27 protein-coding genes are annotated in these 25,694 nt (G+C 56.2%); 19 read left to right on the plus strand and 8 right to left on the minus strand.

Annotated elements, in window-relative coordinates:
- The 14 genes from G9Q73_RS09770 to G9Q73_RS09830 form a co-directional block, all read left to right on the plus strand.
- The coding region (locus tag G9Q73_RS09770; RefSeq protein WP_177419618.1) for a copper resistance protein B at positions 1–441 on the plus strand (441 nt) is incomplete at its 5' end.
- 146 nt (positions 442–587) lie between these two features.
- Positions 588–1,094 carry a c-type cytochrome gene (locus tag G9Q73_RS09775; protein WP_218649942.1) on the plus strand — a complete coding sequence of 169 codons (507 nt, stop codon included), beginning with the start codon at positions 588–590 and terminating at the stop codon, positions 1,092–1,094.
- A gap of 78 nt (positions 1,095–1,172) precedes the next feature.
- Positions 1,173–1,670 (plus strand): DUF411 domain-containing protein, encoded by a 498-nt coding sequence (locus tag G9Q73_RS09780; RefSeq protein ID WP_177419619.1) that lies wholly within the window; start codon positions 1,173–1,175, stop codon positions 1,668–1,670.
- A 9-nt stretch (positions 1,671–1,679) separates the two neighbouring features.
- Positions 1,680–2,123: a DUF4399 domain-containing protein gene (locus tag G9Q73_RS09785; protein WP_177419620.1), complete on the plus strand. Its 444-nt coding sequence runs from the start codon at positions 1,680–1,682 to the stop codon at positions 2,121–2,123.
- A gap of 375 nt (positions 2,124–2,498) precedes the next feature.
- Positions 2,499–2,672 carry a MerR family transcriptional regulator gene (locus G9Q73_RS20445; RefSeq protein ID WP_369408873.1) on the plus strand — a complete coding sequence of 58 codons (174 nt, stop codon included), beginning with the start codon at positions 2,499–2,501 and terminating at the stop codon, positions 2,670–2,672.
- Positions 2,673–2,681: 9 nt separating this feature from the next.
- A complete protein-coding gene (locus tag G9Q73_RS19610; protein WP_246345165.1) occupies positions 2,682–2,867 on the plus strand; it encodes a MerR family transcriptional regulator in 186 nt (61 codons plus the stop codon).
- Between the two features lie 35 nt (positions 2,868–2,902).
- Positions 2,903–4,723, plus strand: a complete 1,821-nt coding sequence (locus G9Q73_RS09800; protein WP_439654688.1) for a heavy metal translocating P-type ATPase — start codon at positions 2,903–2,905, stop codon at positions 4,721–4,723.
- Between the two features lie 5 nt (positions 4,724–4,728).
- Positions 4,729–5,289 (plus strand): HAD-IC family P-type ATPase, encoded by a 561-nt coding sequence (locus G9Q73_RS20705; protein ID WP_439654689.1) that lies wholly within the window; start codon positions 4,729–4,731, stop codon positions 5,287–5,289.
- Positions 5,290–5,303: 14 nt separating this feature from the next.
- On the plus strand, positions 5,304–5,528 hold the full coding sequence (locus tag G9Q73_RS09805) for an SHOCT domain-containing protein (protein WP_177419621.1): 225 nt from the start codon (positions 5,304–5,306) through the stop codon (positions 5,526–5,528).
- Between the two features lie 19 nt (positions 5,529–5,547).
- Positions 5,548–5,901 carry a heavy-metal-associated domain-containing protein gene (locus tag G9Q73_RS09810; protein ID WP_177419622.1) on the plus strand — a complete coding sequence of 118 codons (354 nt, stop codon included), beginning with the start codon at positions 5,548–5,550 and terminating at the stop codon, positions 5,899–5,901.
- A gap of 58 nt (positions 5,902–5,959) precedes the next feature.
- A complete protein-coding gene (locus G9Q73_RS09815) occupies positions 5,960–6,661 on the plus strand; it encodes a TVP38/TMEM64 family protein (protein WP_218649943.1) in 702 nt (233 codons plus the stop codon).
- 229 nt (positions 6,662–6,890) lie between these two features.
- On the plus strand, positions 6,891–7,298 hold the full coding sequence (locus tag G9Q73_RS09820; protein WP_177419623.1) for a hypothetical protein: 408 nt from the start codon (positions 6,891–6,893) through the stop codon (positions 7,296–7,298).
- Positions 7,299–7,444: 146 nt separating this feature from the next.
- The gene (locus tag G9Q73_RS09825) at positions 7,445–8,731 is read left to right on the plus strand and encodes a TolC family protein (RefSeq protein ID WP_177419624.1); all 1,287 of its coding nucleotides are present in this window, start codon (positions 7,445–7,447) and stop codon (positions 8,729–8,731) included.
- Complete coding sequence (locus G9Q73_RS09830) at positions 8,728–10,170, plus strand: efflux RND transporter periplasmic adaptor subunit (protein ID WP_177419625.1); 1,443 nt, start codon at positions 8,728–8,730, stop codon at positions 10,168–10,170. Before G9Q73_RS09825 ends, G9Q73_RS09830 begins: the two co-directional genes overlap by 4 nt.
- 141 nt (positions 10,171–10,311) lie before the next feature.
- Here G9Q73_RS09830 and G9Q73_RS09835 read toward each other — a convergent pair whose 3' ends face one another.
- Positions 10,312–10,710: an AI-2E family transporter gene (locus tag G9Q73_RS09835; RefSeq protein ID WP_177419626.1), complete on the minus strand. Its 399-nt coding sequence runs from the start codon at positions 10,708–10,710 to the stop codon at positions 10,312–10,314.
- Positions 10,711–11,045: 335 nt separating this feature from the next.
- Entirely contained in the window at positions 11,046–11,447 is a 402-nt protein-coding gene (locus tag G9Q73_RS09840; RefSeq protein WP_177419627.1) for an asparagine synthetase, read from the minus strand.
- 171 nt (positions 11,448–11,618) lie between these two features.
- Here G9Q73_RS09840 and G9Q73_RS09845 point away from each other — a divergent pair, with 171 nt between their 5' ends.
- Complete coding sequence (locus G9Q73_RS09845) at positions 11,619–12,815, plus strand: TraB/GumN family protein (RefSeq protein WP_177419628.1); 1,197 nt, start codon at positions 11,619–11,621, stop codon at positions 12,813–12,815.
- Positions 12,816–12,868: 53 nt separating this feature from the next.
- Here the strand turns inward: G9Q73_RS09845 and G9Q73_RS09850 are convergent, their stop codons facing one another.
- Positions 12,869–14,080, minus strand: a complete 1,212-nt coding sequence (locus G9Q73_RS09850; protein WP_177419629.1) for a multifunctional CCA addition/repair protein — start codon at positions 14,078–14,080, stop codon at positions 12,869–12,871.
- A gap of 5 nt (positions 14,081–14,085) precedes the next feature.
- The gene (locus tag G9Q73_RS09855; protein WP_177419630.1) at positions 14,086–14,544 is read right to left on the minus strand and encodes a DUF4124 domain-containing protein; all 459 of its coding nucleotides are present in this window, start codon (positions 14,542–14,544) and stop codon (positions 14,086–14,088) included.
- Between the two features lie 310 nt (positions 14,545–14,854).
- Here G9Q73_RS09855 and G9Q73_RS09860 point away from each other — a divergent pair, with 310 nt between their 5' ends.
- The 4 genes from G9Q73_RS09860 to G9Q73_RS09875 all read left to right on the plus strand — a co-directional run bounded on the left by G9Q73_RS09860 (position 14,855) and on the right by G9Q73_RS09875 (position 22,403).
- Entirely contained in the window at positions 14,855–15,178 is a 324-nt protein-coding gene (locus tag G9Q73_RS09860; protein WP_177419631.1) for a PilZ domain-containing protein, read from the plus strand.
- Positions 15,179–15,415: 237 nt separating this feature from the next.
- Positions 15,416–19,264 carry a DUF3683 domain-containing protein gene (locus G9Q73_RS09865; RefSeq protein ID WP_177419632.1) on the plus strand — a complete coding sequence of 1,283 codons (3,849 nt, stop codon included), beginning with the start codon at positions 15,416–15,418 and terminating at the stop codon, positions 19,262–19,264.
- 38 nt (positions 19,265–19,302) lie between these two features.
- Positions 19,303–20,286 carry a cytochrome-c peroxidase gene (locus tag G9Q73_RS09870; protein WP_177419633.1) on the plus strand — a complete coding sequence of 328 codons (984 nt, stop codon included), beginning with the start codon at positions 19,303–19,305 and terminating at the stop codon, positions 20,284–20,286.
- Positions 20,283–22,403 carry an EAL domain-containing protein gene (locus G9Q73_RS09875; RefSeq protein ID WP_177419634.1) on the plus strand — a complete coding sequence of 707 codons (2,121 nt, stop codon included), beginning with the start codon at positions 20,283–20,285 and terminating at the stop codon, positions 22,401–22,403. Before G9Q73_RS09870 ends, G9Q73_RS09875 begins: the two co-directional genes overlap by 4 nt.
- Before the next feature lie 80 nt (positions 22,404–22,483).
- Here the strand turns inward: G9Q73_RS09875 and G9Q73_RS09880 are convergent, their stop codons facing one another.
- From G9Q73_RS09880 to G9Q73_RS09895, 4 genes are all read right to left on the minus strand, one after another.
- On the minus strand, positions 22,484–23,152 hold the full coding sequence (locus G9Q73_RS09880; RefSeq protein ID WP_246345167.1) for a hypothetical protein: 669 nt from the start codon (positions 23,150–23,152) through the stop codon (positions 22,484–22,486).
- Between the two features lie 27 nt (positions 23,153–23,179).
- Complete coding sequence (locus G9Q73_RS09885) at positions 23,180–24,067, minus strand: NAD(P)-dependent oxidoreductase (RefSeq protein ID WP_177419635.1); 888 nt, start codon at positions 24,065–24,067, stop codon at positions 23,180–23,182.
- A gap of 121 nt (positions 24,068–24,188) precedes the next feature.
- Positions 24,189–25,256: a uroporphyrinogen decarboxylase gene (gene hemE, locus G9Q73_RS09890; RefSeq protein ID WP_177419636.1), complete on the minus strand. Its 1,068-nt coding sequence runs from the start codon at positions 25,254–25,256 to the stop codon at positions 24,189–24,191.
- Between the two features lie 123 nt (positions 25,257–25,379).
- Positions 25,380–25,694 (minus strand): hypothetical protein (locus tag G9Q73_RS09895; protein WP_177419637.1); only part of this gene is annotated, 315 nt, incomplete at its 5' end.

Consider the following 25,694-nt stretch of genomic DNA (forward strand, 5'->3'; position numbering starts at 1 on the left):
ATCGCACCATTCTGGGATCTCCAGGTTGGCTGGCGACGGGATATAAAACCGGATCCGAAGCGGGACTTCCTGGCCCTCGGTTTCAAAGGCCTGGCGCCCTATCTGTTCGAGGTTGATGCCGGAATCTTTATCGGTGAGTCAGGACAGATCGGCGCCCGGTTGGATGCCGAATACGAATATATGTTCACGCAGAAGTTGATCCTGTCGCCAGAGGTCGAGATGAATCTCTACAGCAAGGATGACGAGGCGGTCGGCATCGGCTCCGGTCTTTCAGATATGGAGTTGGGACTGCGGTTGCGCTACGAGATACGGCGGGAGTTTGCTCCCTACATAGGTGTCAACTGGACGGGGAAATTCGGCCAGACCGCCGACTTTGCCAGAGACGAGGGTGAGGATACCAGCGATGTTCAGATCGTCGCCGGCATCCGCGCCTGGTTCTGACCTTTGGGTTCAAAACATCTCTGAAAATGTAGGATGCTGGTGAGGAACGAACCGCATCGATTGCGTCATTGAACAACCCAACAGATGCGGTTCGCAAGCTCACCAGCATCCTACACAAATACTGTTCGAAAAGGAGCGAATACATAATGAAGAGAAGATTGTTGAGCCTGTTGCCATTGATGGGTCTGGTTGTATTGGCTGGTTGCAGCGAGCAGCAAGGTGCAGCGGCCAGCGTCGATAAACCGGTTGTTTCGCCGCCAGTATCTCCGTCCGTTCAGCGTTGGTACAACCAGGAGCAGGTTGCGAGCGGCAATCTACTGTTCCAGACGAATTGCGCCAGCTGCCACATGCCGGATGCTTCTGGCACGCCGGACTGGAAAAAACCTGGTGCGGATGGCAAGTACCCGCCGCCGCCATTGAACGGCGCTGCCCACACTTGGCACCATCCGCTATCCGTGTTGCGGCGGACAGTGCAGCGTGGAGGTATTCCTTTGGGCGGTACCATGCCTGAGTTTGCCAGCAAGCTGAATGACCAACAGATTGACGACATTTTGGCCTGGGTGCAGACCCACTGGTCCGATGAGATCTATCGTGTGTGGCACGAGCGGAATGCTCAGGCCGGAAAACCCATGCAGCCAATCAATAAGGGCTGATATCTGTAGATGGTGAAGGCTCGGAGTCAAATTTGACTCCGAATCCTATGAAATAAATAAGGTTACAGGAGAAAAGTTATGACAAAGAAGAAGATTGAGAAATCGAAGAAATTACCCGTTTACGGAAAACTCGCTGCCTGGTTGCTGACCGGGATCACGCTGGTTGTAGGTGGCGTACTGTTCAGCCAGCAACCCGCTGAGGCGGCTGATGTCGTGGTTTACAAAAGTCCGACCTGCGGTTGCTGCAAGGATTGGGTCAGCCATATGAAAGAGAATGGCTATAAGGTGGAGGTACACAACCAGCGCAATATGAGTTCGATCAAAACAGAGTTGGGCGTGCCGCGTAACATGCAATCCTGTCATACCGCCAAGGTTGGGGGATATATCATAGAGGGGCACGTGCCTGCCGATGTGATTGCCCGTCTGTTGAAAGAGAAACCGCCGATCAAGGGTCTTGCCGTACCCGGCATGCCCATGGGTTCGCCAGGGATGGAAGGGCCGAGGAAAGATCCATATAACGTTGTGACCATCCAGGAAAACGGGAAAACCACCGTCTATGCCAGCCGGAACCAGTAGGAGATAGAGATGATTAAGAAGAGGCTTGTTTCCGCCATCACACCCGTTCTGGCAATGGCACTGCTGCTGGTGACACCCATCTCGGGGGCGCACTCGCCACCGGAAGAGGCAAAGATCTATTTCATCGGCATTGCGGATGGTGCAGTGGTAAAAAGTCCATTCAAAGTGAAATTTGGTATCGAGGGTTTCGGTATTACGCCTGCCGGGACCACAGGCAAGCGACGGCATACCGCGGGCCATCATCATCTTCTGGTGGATGTGGAGCAGTTGCCGGATATGGATGAAGCCATTCCCCGTGATCCTCTCCATATTCACTTTGACAGGGGTGAGACCGAGGTCATGCTGGAACTGCTATCTGGAAGACACACGCTGCAGTTATTGTTGGGCGATGAGCAGCATGAACCCCAGGACCCGCCATTGCTCTCGGAAAAAATTACCATAACTGTCAATTAATCATGAGGAAAAGAAGCATGTATAGCTTTGCAACCAGGCTCCAGGGCGAAATGGATCAGATTGAGCAACAGGTGATTGCGGCCCTGAAGGAGGAAGGGTTTGGCATCCTGCCGAGGCAGTGCTGAATTTGCTGACTGGGACGACGTGGTCGACTCTGCGTGAAGAGGTGCGTTCCCGTCTCCTTCGTGTACGCGAGGCGATGGGGGGAAGTGTTGTGGAGTAAATGCTGGGCAGGGGCAAATACCCTTGACCTGTGTGTAACGCATAGGTTGTAGGCTTAACACAGACCAGTTGGTTACCGATCAGCGGCTGGCAGGAAGATTGAACCCATGCTTACAGTCAACGAACTTGCATTAGGCATGATGTTGGTCGGCGGTGCGTTACTACCTGCGTATTGGTCTGATCCAGCCTGCAGCACAGCAGGAGAACGGCTACCGCCTCTTCACGTTACATGATGCGGCTCGGTTGCGATTTATCCGCATGGCCAAGTATCTTGGTTTTACTTTGAACGAGATCAAACAGATCACCTCAACATGCAGAACTGGGTGAGTCGCCAGCGTGACGATTTTCGTACGCAGGATCCAGCATCGTATTCAGGAGAACCGTGTCAAGATCGAGGAGATGATGAAACTCCAGGAGCGTATGGAGCAGGCGCTTGAGCAGTGGGATCTTATGCCTGACGGAATCCCCGATGGCAACAGTGTCTGTCATCTGTCATATCATCGAGTCGGTCGAAGGCAGTGAAGGTCACTGTCACACTGAGATCTAAGGAGGCAACAATGGGACACCCGGCAAAGAAAATTGAATCCTGGAACGGTGTCGATCCGGTCTGTGGCATGGATGTCAATCCCGAGAGTCCTCACCGTTACCTCTATGACCATATCGAATATGGGTTCTGCAGTGAACACTGCGAGAAGAAGTTCGCAACCGATCCAGCTGCCTTTCTGAATGAACAGGGGTCGGAGTCAAACCGCGTAAAGGTGTCAGAAAAACATGATAGTAGTGGGCGGTTTGACTCCGACCCCGATGGTGCGTTTCATCAGCCTGTGACGGGTGCCGTCTACACCTGCCCTATGCATCCAGAGATCCAGACGGATCACCCAGGCCCCTGTCCCAAGTGTGGTATGGCGCTGGAGCCACGCACCATTGAGGTGGAGGAGAAGAACGAAGAACTTATCGACATGAGCCGCCGCTTCTGGGTAAGTACACTGCTGGCCCTGCCGCTCTTTCTGCTGGCCATGGTGGCGGATCTCGTACCCAACTGGTTACCGGGTGGCCTATCCATGAAGACGGTGCAGTGGATCGAGTTCACCCTGGCCACGCCGGTGGTCCTGTGGGGTGGCTGGCCCTTCTTTGTGCGCGGCTGGCAGTCGGTGGTGAGTTGGAATCTCAACATGTTTACGCTGATCGGACTGGGTGTGGCGGTGGCCTGGAGCTACAGCGTCGTCGCCCTGCTGTTTCCCGGCATCTTTCCGCCCAACATGCTGCACGAAGGTGGAACAGTCCCAGTCTATTTCGAGGCGGCAGCCGTCATCACGGCCCTGGTGTTGTTGGGCCAGGTGCTGGAACTGCGTGCCCGCAGCCGCACCAATGCCGCCATCAAGCTGCTGCTGGGGCTGGCCCCCAAAACAGCCCGTATCGTCCGTGCCGATGACACCGAGGATGACATCCCTCTGGAGCAGGTCATGCCTGGCGACATCCTGCGGATAAGGCCTGGAGAGAAGGTACCTGTGGACGGCGTGGTCACGGACGGCAGCAGTGCGGTGGATGAGTCGATGGTCACCGGCGAACCGATCCCCGTTGAAAAGGCTGCGGGTGAATCCCTGATCGGCGCAACGGTGAATGGAACCGGCAGCCTGCTGATGCGGGCCGAGAAGGTGGGCAGCGAGACCCTGCTGGCGCAGATCGTACACATGGTCAGCGAGGCCCAACGTTCACGGGCGCCGATCCAGAAGTTGGCGGATATCGTTGCCGGCTGGTTTGTGCCGGCGGTGGTGTTGATTGCGGTGCTCACACTGATTGTCTGGGGTTTCTTTGGACCGGAGCCGCGTCTGGCCCACGCCATGATCAATGCGGTGGCCGTGCTCATCATTGCCTGCCCTTGTGCACTGGGTCTGGCGACGCCCGTGTCGATCATGGTTGGCACCGGCAAGGGGGCCAGCTTGGGTGTATTGATCAAGAGCGCCGAGGCGTTGGAGATCATGGAGAAGGTGGATACGCTGGTGGTGGACAAGACCGGTACCCTGACCGAGGGAAGGCCGCAACTGGTTTCAGTTCTGAGTGGCGAAGGCTTCGGTGAAGATGAGGTGCTGCATCTCGCTGCCAGTCTGGAACGGGCCAGTGAACACCCGCTGGCGGAGGCCATTGTGCGTGGCGCAGAAGAGAGGGGCATCAGTCTGGCTCCTACTGACCAGTTCGAATCGATCACCGGCCAGGGCGTGCGCGGCAACATTGATGGACGAGCGGTGGCGCTTGGCAACCTCACACTGATGGAGGCGTTATCAATTGATCCGGGTGAGTTACCCGCTGAGGCAGAATCCGGGCGTGCACAAGGCCAGACTGTCATGTTCGTGGCGATAGATGGCAAGAGTGCCGGCTGATCGGTGTGGCTGATCCCATCAAGTCATCTACACCACAGGCTATTCGTGATCTGCATGCCGAGGGCGTAAAGGTGGTCATGCTGACGGGTGACAATTATACCACCGCTCAGGCTGTAGCCGATAAGCTCGGTATTGACCGTGTCGAGGCGGAGGTGTTGCCGGATCAGAAGGCCGAGATCGTCAGGAAACTCCAGGCGGAGGGTCATACGGTCGCCATGGCGGGTGATGGCATTAACGATGCCCCGGCCCTGGCGCAATCCCATGTCGGTATCGCCATGGGCACCGGCACCGATGTGGCGATGGAGAGCGCCGGCGTAACCCTGGTCAAGGGTGACCTGCGCGGCATTGTGCGTGCCAGACGCTTGAGCCGGGCGACCATGCGCAACATCCGGCAGAACCTCTTCTTCGCCTTTATCTACAACTCTCTCGGTGTGCCGGTGGCAGCCGGTGTACTTTATCCCGTTTTTGGTCTGTTGCTCTCACCGATACTCGCTGCCGCTGCCATGAGCTTCAGTTCGGTCTCCGTGATCACCAATGCACTCAGGCTCAAACGTGTAGAGATTTAACGAGGTGACTCAGCATGATGGGAAACGGTTTTGGTATGGGTTTCGGTGGTGGTTTTATGTGGTTGTTTTGGATCCTTTTGATCGTTGCGATCGTGTGGGCGGTAAAGGCGGCTGGGGGAGGTAGTGAAAATCCACCTGGAAAGCAGAAGTCTGCACTCGACATCCTGAAGGAGCGCTACGCGAGGGGTGAGATTGATCAAAAGGAGTTCGAGCAAAAGCGAAAGGATTTGGGTGGTTGAAACTAGTCTGGAGCCAATGATGAAAACACAAGATTCCCTGAAACCTGTAGGCACCTGGGAAGTCAGGCACAGGATTAAAATACCGGCACTGGTGCATGCTGCTGACGCGATGGTAGTGGAACGAGCAGTCAGTGCTCTGCCGGGAGTTTGCAAGGTGGCTGCGGATGTGGAAAAACATCAGGTCATTGTGCGTTACGATGCCACTCAATCGGCCTACCAGGTGATTGTCGATGTGTTGGAAAACACCGGCTTTCCACCATTGGATAATTGGTGGAGCCGGTTCAAGGGTAATTGGTTTCAATTTTCCGATACCAACGCCAGAGACAATGCAAAAGCGCCGCCCCCAGCCTGTTGCAATAAGCCGCCCAAGTAGAAGGAGAGGTGATGTTTCTCTGTTCGTATCTGTCACGAAAGATGGCCGGGTAAGCTCCATGGTTCGACGAATCTTTTTGCTTGGGCTTTTTGTGTCGGTTCTTGTCTCTGCTTACTATCTGCTAAAGGAGATGGGGATAATGGCTATCGTCACGGATGTCGATCGACTGAGAGTCTGGGTTTTAGCGTTGGGATACTGGGGGCCGGTCATGCTTATCGCGCTGATGGCGATAGCTATTATTATCAATCCCATCCCCAGTGCGCCGATCGCCCTGGCAGCCGGCGCCGCCTATGGGCATACCTGGGGTACTGTCTACGTGGTGGCTGGTGCCGTCACTGGAGCAATGGGTGCTTTCTGGATAGCCCGGCTGTTGGGTTATGAGCTGATGGTTCGGCTTTTCGGCAAGCGCCTGAGATTGGGCTGGCTGGGCTCGCAGAATATCCTCATGGGTATGGTCCTGGTCTCCCGGCTCATACCTTTTCTCTCCTTTGATTTGGTGAGCTATGGCGCCGGTCTGACGTCCATCAAGACTTGGCGTTTTGCATTGGCGACACTGGCAGGTCTTATTCCCATGAGTTTTCTGCTGGCTCACTTCGGTGGTGAGTTGACAACCTCGAGCCTGGAGCAGGCGCTCGGTACCGTGCTGATACTGGGTGGGCTGACACTGGCGCCTGTCATCGTCACAATGCTGGTGAAATGGCATAGGCGTCGAGAGATAGATCGGATCAATCTGTCAGGTAAGTCGACCGCTGGTCGATAGGGATGGAATAGACTTGTGACTGGCCATAATATCTGCTCAAATTCAGCACGCAACGATGGAACCCTTTGGCATTCATCGTGTCTCTATTCTGGAGGGGTCGGAGTCAAACCGCTCTGATTGCATCGTTATTACCAGCGTTTGTGGTGCGGTTTGACTCCGACCCCTGCGTATAGCATATCGTGTCTCTATCTGAACATAATGACAACTTTGAGAAACAAGACGCTTTAAGATGATCTCGACTCATGACAACAATCTGCGATCGGCCACCTGGATTTTGGTGGTGGTATTGCTGTTGTCTTGGGGGCAGGGTGCCTTGGCGGCTTTCGGGCAGCACTCCATGCCGATGGGAGAGAACTCCCAAAAGGTCATGAGTGATGATCAGCATTGCCAGATGCCCAAGATGGTGGACACTCTATGTCGTTGTGACACAGGTCATCTTAATCTGCAACAGGCCCTGCCGCAGCGCGATTCCAATCTCCTGATCCTCGAACGCATCGATCAGCCGGTTCTGGTCTCCATGGATCTGGCGGATATGCGCCCGGTAAGGGGGCCACCCCGCGATGAGATTCTGTTCTCCTTCTCGGCCCCACCCGTTCCAATCCCCCCACGCCTGAGTTTCTGCTGCCTGCGCATCTGATACCTCCTGTTGTCTGACGATCGTTTCAGCAGGCAGCATCCCGTTTCCACCCCCTGATGTTTTAGCGTCCGCCAGGACGGCTCGAATTCGCTTGGGGTGAGGAACCCCCTGCTGCCAATCCCGAATCAAACAGCAGGTTTCCATCAATGTTCTCTTTTTCGCAGCGCCGGGTGCGTGCCGCCCTTCTCTTTGTGTGCGGTATGGTCTGGCAGAACAGCCAGGCGGCCGGTACCTTGTCGATCGACCAGGCGGTGAGCCTGGCGTTACAAGGTAATCCGGGTCTCGCTGAGATAGAGGCCAGGGCAGAGGCCGCTGCCCAGCGGCCGAGTCAGGTTGGCGCCTTGCCTGATCCTGTGTTGTCCTTCAATGTCGCCAATCTTCCCCTGGACAGTTTTGATCTGACCCAGGAAGCCATGACCCAATTTCAGGTCGGCATCAGCCAGAAACTGCCCTGGTCCGGCAAGCTTGAGCTGCGTGCCGAGGCGGCGCGGCTGGCGGCCTTGGGCAAGCAGGACAAAGCCCGCGAGGCGCGGTTGAAGCTGGCCCGCGATGTGAAGCGCAGCTGGTGGAATCTCTTCTACCTGGATCGTGCCCTGGCCACCGTAGAGGACAATCAGTCGCGGTTGCGCTCCTTCGTCCAGGTGGTGCAGGTCAAATACCGGGTGGGGGAGGGACTGCAGCAGGATGTGCTGCTGGCGCAAGTGGAGCTTTCAGGCCAGCTGGAACGGGCGATACGCCTGCAGGGCATGCGCCGCAGTGAGGCCGCCCGCCTGCAAGCCCTGATGGCCCATCCAGGCGGTTCATCAGTGGAGCTGGAACCAATAAATCCCCTTGAGCTGGCGGATCTGGAGGGTGCAGATGCGTGGCTGCAGCAGGCCCTGGTTGAGCGTCCCCTGCTGAGTATGAAACAGCATTCGCTGGATGCCTCAGATCGGCGACTGGAGCTGGCGCGTAAAGGGAGCTATCCCGACTTCACACTCAAAGGTGCTTATGGTCTGCGCGGTGGAAACAATCCGGACGGCTCATCCCGCAGCGATTTTCTCTCCATCGGTGTCAGTCTCAACCTGCCGATCTATCAGGGCAATAAGCAGGACCGGGAGGTGGATCAGCGCAACAGCGAACGGATGGAGGCCCGCTACGCTCTGGATGATGCCCGCCGTGAGATCCGTGAACAGGTGGAACGTGCCCTGGCGGACTATGAACAGGGCCGGGAGCAGGCCCGTCTGCTGCGCAAAGGGATAATCCCCCAGACTGAGCAGGCAGTGGCCTCCATGCTTGCCGGCTATCAAGTGGACAAGGTGGATTTCCTTACCCTGGTTCGCACCCAGATCAAATTAAACAACTTTCGTATCGCCTACTGGAAGGCTCTGAGCCAAGCCAAACAGGCCGAGGCACGTTTGCTGGCTGCGGTCGGTGGGGAGAAAAAATCATGAATAAATACCCGATAGGTTTGACTGCCGCACTACTGGTTGGCATCGGCGCCGGTGTCTGGCTGAACGGTTATCCGCCGCAGATACCCTGGACAGTGCCTGGCGTGGAGGCTGCGGTTGCCGCGCCGGTGAAGGCGGAGGGGAAGAAACCCCTGTTCTGGCGCAACCCCATGAATCCCGCCATCACCTCTCCGGTCTTTACCAGGGATGAGATGGGTATGGACTACCTGCCGGTCTATGCCGATGACGGCGGGGCAGCGGATGAACCGGCCGGCACGGTGAGGATCGACCCGGTGACGGTACAGAATATCGGTGTGCGCACCGTCAAGGCCAAACGCCAGGCGTTTTCACGCTCGGTGCGGGCGCTGGGGCGGGTGATTGCCGATGAGACCCGCATCACCCGTCTGCACCCCAAAACCGAGGGTTGGATCGAAAAACTCTTCATCAACAAGACAGGAGAGCCGGTCAAGAAGGACGACATCCTCTTCTCCATCTACTCCCCCAAACTGGTCAGCAGTCAGCATGAGTATCTGCTGGCGCTACGCAATCTGAAGACATTGGGTGAGAGTGAGTATCCCGATATCCGGCAGGGTGCCCGTCAGATGGCGGAGATCTCCCGCGAGCGGTTACAGCTGCTGGATGTGCCGGAACACCAGATCCGGGAGTTGGAACAGAGCGGTAAGACGTTCAAGGCACTGCATGTCCACTCCCCCTTCAACGGTATCGTGATGAAGCTGAATGTGAGCGAGGGGGAGTATGTGACCCCCAAGAGCGAACTTTACCGTCTTGCCGATCTCACCAAGATATGGGTGCAGGTCGATGTCTATGAACATGAGCTGCCCTGGGTGCGTATCGGCGATAAGGCGCAGTTGACCCTGAAGAGTATGCCGGGCCGGACCTTTGAGGGCAGGGTCTCCTATATCTATCCCTATGCGGAGGCGAGGACCCGAACCATCAAGGTGCGTCTGGAGCTGGATAATCCGCAACTGGCCCTGAAGCCGGATATGTTCGCCGATGTGACCCTCAATACCGGGTTGCAGAAGGATGCGGTGGTGGTGCCGGATTCAGCGATTGTGCGTTCCGGTGAACGGGATCAGGTCTTCGTGGTGCGCGCACCGGGCAAGTTCGAACCGCGCACGGTGACCCTGGGTCAGAACAGCGACGGTTGGGTACAGGTGCTCGAAGGAGTGAAGGCCGGTGAGGAGGTGGTGGCCTCTGCCCTGTTCCTGATCGATTCCGAATCCAAGCTGCGTGAGGCCACCGCCAAGATGCTGGAGGCGGCCAAGATGGATCAGTCTGTCGGTGGGGCAGAGTTGGACATGCAGGGGATGTCCATGGACGCACCTGAGATGTCGATGGATGAGATGCGCCTCGACAGCAGTGGTTCCGATACGATGGATATGAGTGGCTTTACCCTGGGTGAGGGGAGCAAGCCATGCTAAAGAGGAAGGTTGTCTCAGAGGATCGGATAATCCACACCCAACACCTGCAGCCATACCGTACGATCACGCTGGTCAGCAGGCTGGTTGATGTCTTGATCGACATATAGCGCTTGATATCCGAGGTAATCTTTTCAATATGGCTCAGCGCGGCTTCCGGTCTTTAACAAATAGATGTAATTTGCGGCGGAATCCTGCCGCCTCGAGCAGAATAAAAATGACCGTGATAAGGATGAACAGCGCTTCGGTCAGTACATTTCCAGACTGCTCAGACTTTTCCGCCATCGCCATGGCCTTTCCTGTGTCAAAATAGGTGGTCAGCGTACGCTCATCGACCTCCACACCCTGTTCACCAGCCAAACCAGAAAGCTCTGACTTGCGCCGCCAGTCGCCCTGATATTTCGGCAGGTTATTGATGAAGTCGTTCAGCAGACTCCACAACCAACCCAGCAACAGGCCTGTGCCGACAATACCCAAGATCACGATCAACAACGCCAAGAGCAGTTGAATATTTGAGGAGAAACGGGGTGGTGCGGCTATCACCAGAGATAAAGCGCCAACGAAAGGGCACCAGCAGCGAGACTGCAGCTTTCATTCACTACCAGCACCACAAAAGGCGGCAGCCAGCAGCAGGAAGCGTGAGGTTGGTGATAATTGCGAATTTCCTTGCATTGGTGTTCCTCTACTCAGCCACCCTAATCGCATATTGTGGGCAGGTTTGCACCCTATGGTCGTCACAGTTACTTGAGCGTCTTAGCGTCCGCCCGAAAACCCATATTTAACCGCGAAGAACACGAAGAGCGCGAAGGTAAAAGATTGATTAACAATATAATATCTTCGTGCGCTTCGTGGTAAAAAACGGCATTTCCAGTCAAACACTATTTAAATAGAGGCACAGGGGTCTGCAACTGCCAGAGTTTTTTCGTTACGTCGTACTTCCAGACCTGCTGATCGGTGATCGACCGGAGCACGGGACGCTCATCAAAGGTGTATTGAATATCGGCAATCTGTACCGCCGTCGTCTCATCGAGCATCGTCGGTCCCTGGACCACCTCGTAACTCGTAACCCTCAGATCAGCTCTGACCGGTGGGAGAGGATCACCTGCGGCATCGAGGGCGCGAAAACCCTGGGCATTGTCCACATTGCCCCAACGAATGGTGCCTTCATACCGGCGTAGCGTATCCTCCAACGCCAATACCTGCTTGTGTTCATCAATGGTCTTACATCCGCTCAACACCAGCAGCAATATCAAGCTCAGCTGAATCACTCTCTTTAACATCCCAACCCCCCGCTTCTCTCTGATTCCGGCGATGTCAGATAAGACTACCCGATTCATCTAATAGCAACTACATGTTCGTCAAGCTCTTTACAGCCACGACCCTGCGATACCCTGTGTATTCTCCTTATCACTGCTATGATGCCGCTTTCAGAAATCACCTGGCAAACAGAGATGACTGCAGGGCAACAGGAACCACAGATTGATATCGAGCTTGATGGCAGCCGGATTACCCTGCTGGGCACCGCGCACGTTTCCCGTGCCAGTGCCGAGAAGGTAACGGAACTGCTCGAGAGCGGAGAGTACAATGCCGTCGCGGTGGAACTCTGCCCCAGTCGCTATAATGCCCTGATAAACCCCGATGCCCTGGCCAAGATGGATCTCTTCAAAGTCGTGCGTGAGGGACGGGTACCCCTGGTGATGGCAAGCCTGGCCCTTGGTGCCTATCAACAGCGGCTGGCTGACCAGTTCGGCATTGAACCCGGCGCAGAACAGCGTGAAGCGATCCGCATTGCCCGCGAGGCAAATCTGCCATTACTGCTTATCGATCGGGAGATCGGCGTCACCCTGAAGCGGGTCTCCCGTAATCTGGCCTGGTGGAAACGTTTCGGCCTCTTCGCTGGGCTGCTCGCCAGTATCGTCTCCAAAGAGGAGGTGGATGAAGCCGAGATCGAACGTCTTAAAGAGGGCGACATGCTGGAGACCACCTTTGCGGAGTTTGCCGAAGACAGGCAGGACCTCTACCTCCCACTCATCGACGAGCGCGATCGCTACATGTCGGCCCGGCTGCGCGAGGAGATCGAACAGGCAGGACATGAAAACCTGCTGGTAGTCATCGGCGCAGGTCACATGCAGGGTATCGCCGGATATCTGGAGACTCAGCAAGATCCCCCAAAAAAGATCATCGAAAGCCTCGAACGGATTCCCAAACCAAGCCGCTGGCCAAAACTGATCCCCTGGGCAATCGTCGCCCTGGTGATGGTGGGTTTTTTGATCGGTTTCATGCGCAGCCCGGAACTCGGCTGGCAACTGGTGATGGATTGGGTACTCATCAATGGCGGCCTCTCAGCCCTTGGCGCACTATTGGCCGCCGCCCACCCCATAACGGTGATCACCGCATTTCTGGCAGCCCCGATCACCTCGCTCAATCCCACCATCGGCGCAGGCATGGTTACCGCAGGCATGGAGATCTATCTGCGCAAACCCACGGTGGCCGATTTTGGAGCGCTGCGCAACGATACCACCTCTCTCAAAGGCTGGTGGCGCAACCGGGTCTCCCGCATTCTGCTGGTCTTTTTCCTGAGCACGCTGGGTTCGGCGGTCGGCACCTATGTGGCGGGGTTTCGAATCTTCGAACGGCTGGCGGGTTAGGACTGCAAAAACGTAGGAGCCGCGCCCTCGCGGCGAGGCGCCGCTCCTACGTATCACATCGCAGCCTTGATCGCCTCCAGCCGCAATACCCGGATCGCCTCTCCCACCGCCTTACCCGGTTTCATGCGCTTCAACTCCCCTTTATCGATCTGTGTCGCTGCGTGAAACAGGTCGTTGAATCGCGACGCCTGGGGATAGGAGCGCGCCTCAAACCCTCCACGCCCACGATAATCCGCCTCACAGACCAGCAGAAAACGCGCAACGTTCTCCGGCTGGCGAAAGGCGTCCAGCCCCTCCAGCACCTTCAACACCGTACCCGGTCTCAAATCGTCCAGACGGTGGATGTGCCCATGGTAGGTTGCACAACGCTCAGCAAGAAGGCGGTAGTGAGTCGGCACTCTGAGCCGCTCGCACAATAATCGGATGATGCGCGCACCGCGTCCTTCATGCCCGTGGTGGCTGGGCAGTATCTCCGCCGAGGTGTCCCCCTTGCCAAGATCGTGGGTCAACGCAGCAAAACGCACCAGGGGATCGTCGGAGAGACGGGCCGCCATCGCCAGGGCCATCAGCGTATGCAGACCGGTATCGATCTCAGGATGCCATCTGGGTGGCTGCGGCACGCCCCAGAGGCAATCGAGCTCAGGGAATAACGCAGCAAGCGCGCCACACTGCCGCAGGGTTTCAATAAAAGAGGTGGGATTCGGCAGCAGCAGTGATTTCTCCAGCTCCTGCCAAACCCGTTCCGGCGCCACGGTTTCAAGGGAACCGGCCGTGCTGATCTCCCGCATCAGAGACAAGGTCTCGGCTGCGATCTGAAATCCGAGATCACAGTATTTCGCCATGAAACGGGCGACCCGCAAGACCCGGACGGGATCTTCACTGAAAGCAGGTGAGACATGCCGCAGGCACTTTGCCTGCAGATCACGGCGCCCCTGAAAAGGGTCGAAAATCTCGCCTGCTTCACTCTCGGCTATCGCATTGATGGTGAGATCACGACGCGCCAGATCCTCTTTCAAGGTGACATCCGGGTCGGCATGGGGTTCAGAAAAGCGGCTACCTGAAACTGGATTTCTCAGGGTACGGGCCAGCGCATACTCTTCACTGGTCTGAGGATGGAGAAAAACGGGGAAATCCTTCCCCACCTGTTTGAAGCCCCGTTCGAGCATCATCTGCGGGGTGGCACCCACTACCACATAGTCCCGTTCCATCACCGGCAGTCCAAGCAGTCTGTCGCGCAGTGCGCCGCCAACCAGGTAGATCTCCATCAACGTCAGTTGCGTGCCCGTTGCAGTTTTTTCCGCGCCGCCTCCACGGCCGCCTCCTCCTGTTCGATGCGTTCGAAATATTCGGGGCGGATACGACGGCCTCCTCCCGCCGTGGATTGACGATCTTCATTCCGCAGAATCTTTGCATCGTCCAACCTTGCCTCGGCCGCCTGCAAATTCCGTTCGGCTTCGCTGATATCGACGGCACGCTGCTGATCACCCAACTGCCGCTGGCGTCCTGCCTTGTTAGCGGCATCCCTGATCTCTTTCTCCCGAGCCTGGCTCTCCCGCTTTGCTTTCGGGGAGGGTCCAGAAGGCATCTTTACCACATCTGACCGACCCTTCCCCGGCGTGTCGGAATAGGTCACCTGCCCTGACTCATCCACCGAGCGATAGACAGTTTCCGCATTTGCCAACGATAAAACAGGCAACAACAGCAAGCAATACAGTAGGCGTTTCATCATGATCGGGTCCTTGCAAAATTCTGCGCGAAACGGTTAGCTGTTTGCCCGATCCGCAAGCTTGATCGGGCCTACGTCTGTTTCGGAAACAGACGAGTTAAGTTTACCCCGTTCAGACCGGTTCCGCTTGAAGACGCTGTCAGCAGAAATACACTCCGCGACAAAAATCCAGGAACAAAACGCCTCTCTGGGCAGAAAAAGCACTTTCGTTATCTGTAAAGACTGCTACATTTATCCTCAATCGAAAATGTCGGAAAATTGTCGAATTGCAATTTTTCCAAATTGGTCGTCACAGACATGAGGAGTAGAGCGGATGAATGACTATGCCGAAAAGCGTGACTTTCTGCGCATGAACATCGAATGTCCGGCCCGTTTCCGCATCGCTGGAGGCGAGACGGTCTCCGCAGCAGTGGTGAAGAATCTGAGCAGCAGCGGCATACTGCTGGAGTCTGACCAATCACTCGAACCCGGCACCCAGCTTGCCGTGGAGATCATGCCGGGAAAGACTATCACGCCGCCGCTATCCGCCGAGGCATGCGTCATACGTAGCTATCCATCGGATGAGGGCAACTTCAATATCGCCTGCAACATTGAACGTATTCTCGAGGATCACGAAGTCCACGCCGACTTCCCCTGACCGGTAACGATAAACGCTTTCCCTCCCCCAAGGATTAAACATCCAGGGAGCAGAATTCCCCGCCCCTCAACGAAATTTTCTGCTCGTTGCACTTGCTGCCCTTTGCGTCTTTAGAATAACCTCTGAATCTGCTTGAGAACCCTCAAGTCTTTCCACTTTTGAATTGGGCTACAATATGCCATTCCCTCGAAGAGATTGATGCTTGCGAGGTCTGTTTTTATCCCAACCGGCAGCTTGATGAACGAACAGCCAGTGCAGCGAATTCGCGAGATCCCCTATAACTACACCTCCTTTTCAGATCGTGAAATCGTTATCCGTTTTCTCGGCGAGGAGATGTGGCGCATCATCGAGGCACTGCGAGGCTCTCGCCGCACCGGTCGCTCCGCCCGTATGCTGTTCGAGGTGCTTGGGGATGTGTGGGTTATCACCCGCAACCCCTATCTGCAGGACGACCTGCTGCAAAACCCGGAACGCCGCCGGGCACTGATAGACGCTTTGACCCATCGGCTCGATCAGTTTGAGTCGCGGGCCAATGACAATGCTCAGGCTCTTAAGCTGCTGGAGGCCGCGCGCAGTGCCGTCAGCACCTTCGCCTGTCAGTTCGAGCAGCAAATCGAACTGCGCCGCAGGACCCAACGCAACCTGATCGGCCTGACCCGTAAGGACAATATCGATTTCAGCGGCCTGGCACGGGTCGCTCACTCCACCGACGCCACCGACTGGCGCGTCGAGATCCCCTTTGTTGTCATCACCCCCGATACAGAGGAGGAGGTGGCTCCCATCGTACGCGCCTGCATAAACTCAGGCCTTACCCTCATTCCCCGTGGCGGCGGTACCGGCTACACCGGCAGTGCAGTGCCCCTCGACCCCCACTGTGCGGTGATCAATACCGAAAAGCTTGAGCAGCTGGGCGTTATAGAGACCCTTTCACTACCCGGTGTCAACGGCAAGGTGCCCACCGTCTCCACCGGCGCCGGTGTTGTCACGCGCCGGGTCTCGGAGCTGGCGGAGGCGGACGGACTCGCCTTCGCCGTCGACCCCACCTCCCAGGATGCCTCTACCATCGGCGGCAATATCGCCATGAATGCCGGCGGCAAGAAGGCGGTACTCTGGGGCACCACCCTCGACAATCTGGTCAGCTGGCGCATGGTCACCCCCAATGGCGAGTGGCTGGAGGTCGAACGCCTCGAGCACAATCTGGGCAAGATCCACGAGCAGACACGGGTGCGCTTCCGTATTACCCGTTTCGATGCCGACCACAACCCTCTCACCGCCGATCCGGAGATCCTGGAGATTCCCGGCTCGATGTTCCGCAAGGCGGGACTCGGCAAGGATGTCACCGACAAGTTTCTCTCCGGCCTGCCGGGAGTGCAGAAAGAGGGCTGTGATGGCCTGATCACCTCCGCCCGTTTCATACTGCACCGCATGCCGGAGCAGTCGCGCACCCTCTGTCTCGAATTCTTCGGCAGCGACATCGGCCGGGCGGTGCCGGCCATCGTCGAGATCAAGGATTTTCTCGACCAGCAGCCCGATGTGCTGCTGGTTGGGCTGGAGCATCTCGACGAGCGCTACCTCAAGGCAGTCAAGTACTCCACCAAGGCACCCCGCCGGGAACGTCCCAAGATGGTGCTGCTCGCAGACATCGCCAGTGACGACGAAACAGCGGTGGAAGAGGCTGCCTCGCAAGTGGTGCGGCTTGCCAACGCCCGGGATGCGGAGGGCTTCATTGCCGTCAGTCCTGAGGCCCGTCGCAATTTCTGGGTGGACCGGGCGCGTACAGCCGCCATCTCCGCCCACACCAATGCGTTCAAGATCAACGAGGATGTGGTGATCCCCCTGGATAGGCTGGCGGACTACAGCCGGGAGGTGGAGCGGATCAATATCGAAGAGTCGGTCGGTAATAAGATTCGCATCGCCGACGCAGTGCTTGAGTGTCTGGAGCATGACTGTGGTAAGCGGCTGTTGGCCGACGAAAACGAGCCGAGCGCAGAGAGCCACAAGATCCTGCAGGACAAGGTCAACCTCGCCCATCAGGCCGTAAAGCAGGCGCGGGGGCGCTGGGAATTGATCCTGGCACAACTGGATGCCCCAGCGGCAGAACATGCCCAGCTGCTCAGCGGAGACGAGAAGGAGCATCTTCGTGTAGGGGACCGGATCATCGATCTGCTGTTGCGCCGCGACCTGCTGATCTCCTATCGCCGGGACATCGCCAGCCGTCTCGACGAGATATTTACCGGCCAGGATATGCGTCCGTTGCGCCACGCCCTGCGGGAGATCCATCAAGATATTCGAGGCTCCCGCCTATTCGTTGCCCTGCACATGCACGCCGGTGACGGCAACGTGCACACCAATATCCCCGTTCATTCCGACGACTATGAGATGCTGCACCAGGCCGACCGCATCGTCGAACGCATCATGGAACTGGCCACCTCACTGGGCGGGGCTATCTCAGGCGAACATGGCATAGGCCTGACAAAACTGCAGTATCTCGAAAAAGACAAACTCGATGCCTTTGCGACCTATAAAAAACAGGTCGACCCCCAAGACTGGTTCAACCGCGGCAAGCTCGCCGCAGACGCCAACCTGGAGAATGCCTATACGCCATCCCTGCGCCTGCTGGAGCAGGAGGCCATCATCCTCGAAGCAAGTGAGCTCGGCGCCCTCAACGACGAGATCAAGCACTGCCTGCGCTGCGGCAAGTGCAAACCGGTCTGCATGACTCATATCCCCCGTGCCAACCTGCTCTACTCGCCCCGCAACAAGATTCTCGGCACAGGACTGATCATCGAGGCCTTCCTCTACGAGGAGCAGACCCGGCGCGGCGTCTCCCTGCAACATCTCGGCGAGATGAACGACATAGCGGACCACTGCACCGTCTGTCACAAATGCGAGAAACCCTGCCCGGTCAACATTGATTTCGGTGATGTCACCACCCGGATTCGTAAGATACTGGTGGATAAGGGGCAGAAAAAACGCAATCTCGGTGCCCAGGCCGCGATGACCTTTCTCAATATTTCCGACCCCCGCACCATCCGTTGGATGCGTAAAGGCATGGCTGACTGGGGTTTCAAGGGTCTCAGTCTCGGACACCGGCTTGCAGGCCATTTTGGCCTGCTGGGCAAAGCCGACAGGCTGCCCCCCAGCTCCACAGGCAAACCCTCGGCCCGCACCCTGGCAGTAGAATTGGTCAGCCGCCCCATCCGGGTCAAGCTACAGACGCAGACCTTGCGTGCCGCCTTGAATCTGGAAGATAAGACCACTATCCCGATCTTGAGTGACCCTGCAAAAGTCACTGGGGAGAGCGATGCGGTCTTCTACTTCCCCGGCTGCGGCTCAGAGCGTCTCTACAGTGAGATCGGCATGGCCACTCTGGCGATGCTCTACGAGCTCGGCACCCAAACGGTACTGCCACCGGGTTACCTATGCTGCGGCTATCCGCAAAATGCCGCCGGCCTGACCGGCAAAGGACAGGCCATCACCACAGAAAACCGGGTGCTGTTCCATCGAATTGCCAACACCCTTAACTACATGGACATCAAGACAGTGATTCTCTCCTGCGGCACCTGCATGGATCAGCTGTTGCAGTATCAGTTTGAAAAAATCTTTCCCGGTTGCCGCCTGCTCGACATCCATGAATACCTTATGGAGAAAGGGGTTAAGCTACCCGGAGATCAGCCGACAAACTACCTATATCACGATCCCTGCCACAGCCCGATGAAAACCTACAATCCGCTGGTAGTGGCCTCGGCACTGACCGGCAAGGAGGTTCTGCTTTCAGACCGCTGTTGCGGCGAAGCCGGCACACTGGGAACCAGTCGGCCCGATATCGCAACCCAACTGCGCTTTCGTAAATCTGCAGAGTTGCACAAAGGCATAGCGACGCTGTCAAAAGAGGGTGGATACAACATAAAAATGCTGACTGCCTGCCCCGCCTGCCAGCAGGGACTCAGCCGCTATAGTGATGAGACCGGGCTCAATGTTGAATATATCGTGGTAGAGGCTGTACGCCGCTTGCAAGGTAACTCATGGTATGACGACTTTCAGCGCAAAATACAAAGCGGTGGTATTGAACGAATCCTGTTATAGGTTGCCCAGCCCTGAACCCGCTGTGGAAAAAATAACGCATGTCCGAATCATATAACGACCCGACAAACATCAAACACCTGAGACTCCCGTGGAGATTTTTCATCCTGCTCGGGGGATCCCTGTTGCCTGGGTCTGCGTTATTTGCCATGGAGCCGATTCAACCCATTCCACAGCATGTTGAGTATGACAAACAGAAGGCTGCATTAGGGAAAATGCTCTTTTTCGATCCCATTCTGTCACAAGACCAGACAGTCTCTTGTGCCACTTGCCATAATCCTGAGACCGGTGGCGCGGACTACCGTACCGTTTCCGAAGGGATCTTCAACCGGCCGGGAAAGATGAATTCACCGACGGTTTTCAACTCCTATTTCAACTTTCGCCAGTTCTGGAACGGCCGTGCCGACGACCTGGCCTCTCAGGTCTCCGGCCCTCTGCACAACCCTGTAGAGATGGGGCTGACCCTGGAGGAGGTGGACCGGCGTCTCAATCGACACCCGGAATATCCCCGCCAGTTTAAAACCATCTACGGAAAATCCCGCGTCGAGATAGACGATATGGCGGATGCCATTGCAGAATTCGAAAAGGCACTCTATACCCCCAACGCCAAATTCGACCGCTATCTGCGGGGTGAACTTGAACTGGATAAAACCGCGCAGGACGGATACCGGCTGTTCAAAAAGATCGGTTGCGCCGCCTGTCACAACGGTATCAATATCGGCGGCAACTCCTATCAATATCTGGGCGCCGTCATTCCAGTTGAATGGCGCAAGGACCAGGGTGATCTGCATCAACGCACCGGCGACCCGTTCGACAAGAACCGTTACAAGGTGCCCAGCCTGCGAAATATTGCACTAACGGGCCCCTACCTGCACGATGGCAGTGCGGCCACCCTGAATAAAGTATTGAAAAAGATGGCCTTCCACAATCTTGGTTTTGAGTTGTCAGAGGATCAGCTCACCCTGTTGATGGCCTTTCTCAATACTTTGACTGGCGATATGCCGGCCATCCTCGATACACCATGACTCTCACGGGTAATATCTATGCTGCTGTCCTTGCCGCGTTCTTCGTCGGCGCGCTCTTCTTTTACACCGATTCCCAAACCAGCCGTCTGCTGCAGCTCCACTCCACAGTCTATGACACCATAGGTGACATCGAGCGATTCGAAGAGCAGTTGGATCTCCATCTGCTCAAGGCCTCTTTCTTCATCTATTACAATTTTGACCATAGTCACAGCCAGCTTCGTAAGATCCGCAAACGCATTGCAGAGATTCAAGAGAACGCCTATCTACAGGATCCGGTATTCGCTGAAACACTTGCCGAGTTCGGGCAGTATGAAGTCAAACTGGCAGAAAAAGAGGAGTTGATTCTACGTTTTGCCACCATCAACTCATTGATACAAAACTCCACCACCCATATTCCCTCTCTTACTGCCCGTTATCTCAGCCTTTTTGAGCAGAGTGACGGCCAATATTTCAAGGAACTTTCCCGCATCACCTCCGCTGTATTTCTTGCCTCTCGCAGTCTGGACAAGGACTTCCTTACAGAGTTGCGCCAAGGTGTGAATAGACTTCAGGAGTACCATTTCAAGAATGACGCTCAGGCCCGTTTTAACCAGGTATTCCTCTCCCACGCCAAGATCTTCCTGAAGTATCTCAGCCTCTACAGCGATACCCTGCAGGCGGCACTGGAGGTCGACACACGAGCTACCTTGCACCTGGCAAAACACCTCTTCCTGGAGATGAGCCTCAATAAAGCAGAACAGATAAATCGTATCTCCACCCTACTGGGTTTCGGCTTTATTCTCTCCATTTTCGTTATCATCTTTCTCCTTGTGGGCACCGACAGAGAGCATAAAAAGCTCATCGCCCTGCATCGAAAACTGGAGGCCAGCGCGGCCACCGATAGACTGACGCAGCTACCCAACCGGTTTGCGTTCGAAGCCTCGCAGAAAACACCAGCCGGGCATGCGGCGCTGGTAATGCTCAATATTGACGGTTTCAAACACATCAACGACTTCTATGGGACAGCGGGCGGTGACGAGATCCTTACCCAGCTATCCAAGCAGCTGAAAACTCTGCTGCATACTCGCCCCGACAGCCGTCTTTTTCGCTTCGGCGCCGACGACTTCGGCGTGCTTATCACCACGTCTGAGACGCCGGAGAGCCCGCTGAAACTCGCGCAAAATCTGGTCTATGCTGTGGAGCGAAACAGTTTCGACATCCACGGACATGAGGTTCAGATCAGTATTCGTGCAGGTTTGGCAAGTGAACCCCCCTTGTTGGAGAGAGCCAACATGGCGCTGCAACAAACCAAGAAACAACGCAACAAGGTGCTTCGATATGATGCGTCACTGGGCATCGAAGAGAAGGTCGCCACAAACCAGCGCATCACCCGTCTGCTGAAAAACGCGGTTAGACGGAACGCCGTCAAACCTTTTTTCCAACCACTCTATAACAATGTGAGCAAACGGATTGAACACTATGAATGTCTGATGCGCATCCAGGATGAGGAGGGACAGCTACTCACCCCCGTCGCCTTCATGCAGGTCGCCAAGGAGAGCCGTATCTACTCCGCGCTCAGCCGCATCATGCTGGAGAAGTGCCTCGACCGGTTTCAATCGAGCCACTACACTTTTTCGGTTAATCTTGCCGTGGAGGATATCCTCGATCCTGAGATTCGAGAGTATCTCTTCGACCGCCTGAGCAGCGATCCTGATCTGGGAAAACGCATGACCATCGAACTGCTCGAAAGCGAAGAGGTGGACGATTATGACGCCCTGAAATCCTTCCTCAGCCAGGCCAGATCGCATGGCTGCCATCTCGCCATAGATGACTTCGGAGCCGGTTACTCCTCTTTCAAACACATCCTGGAACTGGAAGTGGATCAGCTCAAGATCGATGCCTCCCTGATCAGGGATCTCGATAGCGACCGTGAGGCGCAGCTGTTGGTCAAGGCGATCGTGGATGTCGCCAGGGAGATTGATATCAAAAGCACTGTGGCGGAGTTTGTCCACTCGCGTGCTGTATTTGAGAGGGTCAATCGCCTCGGCGTTGACTACAGTCAGGGCTATTTTATTGGCAAGCCAGCTGCAAATCTGCTGGCAGATGAAAGACCGGGTTTTGCGGAAGAGGTTTCGTAGGTTGGTTCAAGCGTAGCGCAACCGGCAACCCAACTGCTCTGTCAATTCGAGAACGCCCGATCCGCTACGCTTGATCGAGCCTACGCCTGTAGCAGGGTCTCCAGTTCCCTCAGACGACTCCGGGCATCCGGCATTTCGATGCCTTCGGCTTCCCTCTCTTCCAACAAGACTTTACCCTGGGTACAGAGATTCTCAATATGTACCGGATCGAAGAGGGTAACCGCAGCTTCGAAAGCATCCTGTGCCTCGCTTAGCAGCACGGCGATCAGCTCTTCCTCCTTGATCACTGAATCCGGTGACAGAAGATCGGCAACCAGGGGAAACTCCAGCACCCCGTAGTGCAACTTACGGGCCTCTTCCTCCTGCTCCAGTTCCTGTCGTGCCAGCGTGTCATTGCCCGCGCCTTTCCAGACCGCCTGCATGATCACCGAGATTAACTTTTTGATCGCCGCTTTGTTGTCCGACTGATTGTCGGCCAGACCACAGGCCGTTTCGTAGGATTTGTCCAGGCGCTCTTTGAGGCTGAGTATCACGTCGCTCTGCTCATGAGGTCCCAGGGCTATGGCCTCACCCACCAGTTTGCGCAGGTCGCCAATATAGGCCACCAGTTCCTCATGATCGAGTTTTTGCGCCTCTTCCAGGATCCCTGGGGTTAGTGAACGCTCACTTTCGGGAAACAGAAGATTTTCGTGTTTGCGCATCAGGTGCCGCTCGTGTCGGCCCGGCAGTTGACTGAACAGCAGTTGCATGGCTTTCTCAGTTAAATAGTGTAAGTGCTAACATCCCTGATCCACCCCCATATCCATCTCGGGATTGATCGCCTCATAGAGGGAGGAGTAGTCATCCTCGGCATGACCGTTGGTGCGGCCCTTTTCAAACACCCGCAACATTGCTTCCGGCAGCCCGGCGTCGATACCGGACTTTTCGGCCACCTGCTGAAACAGGGCCAGGTCCTTGATCAGGTGTTTAAGGGGAAAGTTAGGATTAGCGTAGTCGTGCTCCAGCATCTTGGACAGCTTTTTATCGAAGGTCGGCGCATAGAGCGAGCTCTCACGCAGCAGTTCCATGAAGAGTTCCACTTCGATCCCTTCCGACCGTACCAGACCCAGGCTGAGTGAAAAACCGGCGGTCAATGAGGCAATAAGCTGGTTCATCGCCAGCTTCATGGCCGCACCCTGTCCAAGGAAACCGACGTGCTGCACCTGTTTGCCCAGACAGCGTAGCAGGAGCAGTCCACGCTGGTAGCTTTCGTCAGAGCCTCCTGCCATGACGATCAGATTGCCCGAGCGGGCTTCCGGAATGCTGCCCAGGACCGGTGCCTCCAGGTAGTCGCCACCCGCAGCCTCCACGGCTGCGCCGATCTCCCGGCTCTCCTCAGGCGCCACTGTACCCATCTGCAGTACCAGCTTCCCCGCCAGTTCCGCGCTGACACCGCTCTGCAACAAGACTTCCCGGATCGCCGGGGCATCACTCAAGGTGAGGCAAATGACGTCCGCCACTTTAACTGCCTTGATTAGATCCGCCTCTACCTCGAGTCCAGCCTCTTTGGCTCTATCAAGGCGATCTGAGGAGCGATTCCAGGCCACCACATCGTGCCCACAATGTTGCAGGCGCTCTGCGATGGGCCGTCCCATCAGTCCCAGGCCCAATACTGTAATCTTCATCGTTATTCGCCCACTGTGGCGAAGGGGTCGGCGAAGGGGTCAGAGTCAAATTTAACAGGGGTCACCGTGCTGAATATCCTATCGTTTCGATCAAATTTGACTCCGACCCCCAGGTCCTGTCTCAGACTTGGTGATAAGGTTTGCTCAGTTCATGCACCGCTTCAATGAAGGCACCGGCATGCTCTGGATCTATCTCCGGGTGGATGCCATGTCCCAGATTGAAGACATGCCCTGAGCCCTTTCCATAACTCGCCAGCACCTTGCCCACCTCTTCGCGAATGCGCTCAGGTGAGGCATAGAGTGTGCAAGGGTCCATGTTGCCCTGCAGTGCAACCTTGTCGCCAACCCTGCGCCGGGCGTCCGCCAGACTGAGGGTCCAGTCGACACCCAGGGCATCACATCCGGTTGCCGCCATCTGCTCCAACCAAAGTCCGCCGCCTTTGGTGAACAGGATCACCGGCACCTTGCGTCCCTCTGATTCACGGGTCAGCCCCTGGATGATCTGTTCCATATATTTCAGGGAGAAGGCGTTGTAGTGCTGCGGGGTCAAAGCACCACCCCAGGTATCGAAGATCATGACCGCCTGGGCGCCGGCCGCAATCTGGGCATTGAGATAGGCGATTACCGATTCTGCGATTTTCCCCAACAGCCTGTGCATCAGCTCGGGGCGATCGAACATCATCCCCTTTACTTTGGCGAAATTTTTCGTGCCGCTCCCCTCCACCATGTAGGTGGCAAGCGTCCAGGGACTGCCGCTGAAACCGATCAGCGGTACCCGGCCATCGAGTTCCCGGCGAATGGTGCGCACCGCATCCATCACATAACCCAGGTCATCCTCCATATCCGGCACACCCAAGGCATTGACTGCGGCCTCATCCTGCACCGGCCGCTCAAATCTGGGGCCCTCCCCTTGCGTAAAATAGAGCCCAAGGCCCATCGCATCCGGGACGGTAAGAATATCGGAGAAGAGGATCGCCGCATCCAACGGGTAGCGGTCCAATGGCTGGAGGGTAACTTCACAGGCCAGTTCGGGATTACGGCAGAGATCCATGAAGCTGCCGGCACGGGCACGAGTGGCCTTGTATTCAGGCAGATAACGCCCGGCCTGTCGCATCATCCATACGGGGGTAACATCCACCGGCTCGCGCAGCAATGCACGCAACAGCCTATCGTTTTTCAGGATACTCACGCGAAATTCCTTTGGTACATTTCATTATAGATTTGCGCGAATTGTACACGGAATGTGAAGACGGAGGGAGGTGTCATCAGCGGGATGCCGCGCCACTGCCGGATCAGGGCATGACGCGGAAGATCAACGTACCAGGCCCTTGCTTTGCAAAATTCCCATCAATGTCTGTTTGTGCCGCAAGAACCTTTCAGGGTTCGCCTCCACGCAGCCAACGCCAAACAGACCCATTGTACCTATCGATTGCTGACAACCCTGCAGTGTAACGCCCCTCAGGCCTTTTCCCCAGACATCTCCAGCATGCTGAATAACCCGGCTGCATTTCATCGACAGGTGTTTGGCATCCTGACGATGGCCGAGACTCTCTGCACTGCCGGAGAGTCGTACCAGCTCGCAACCACCGCCTGTTGCAGTGTAAGATGAATGAGCAATACGTAACGA

It is taken from the genome of endosymbiont of Lamellibrachia barhami, assembly GCF_011947365.2.
GTDB lineage: Bacteria > Pseudomonadota > Gammaproteobacteria > Chromatiales > Chromatiaceae > QGON01.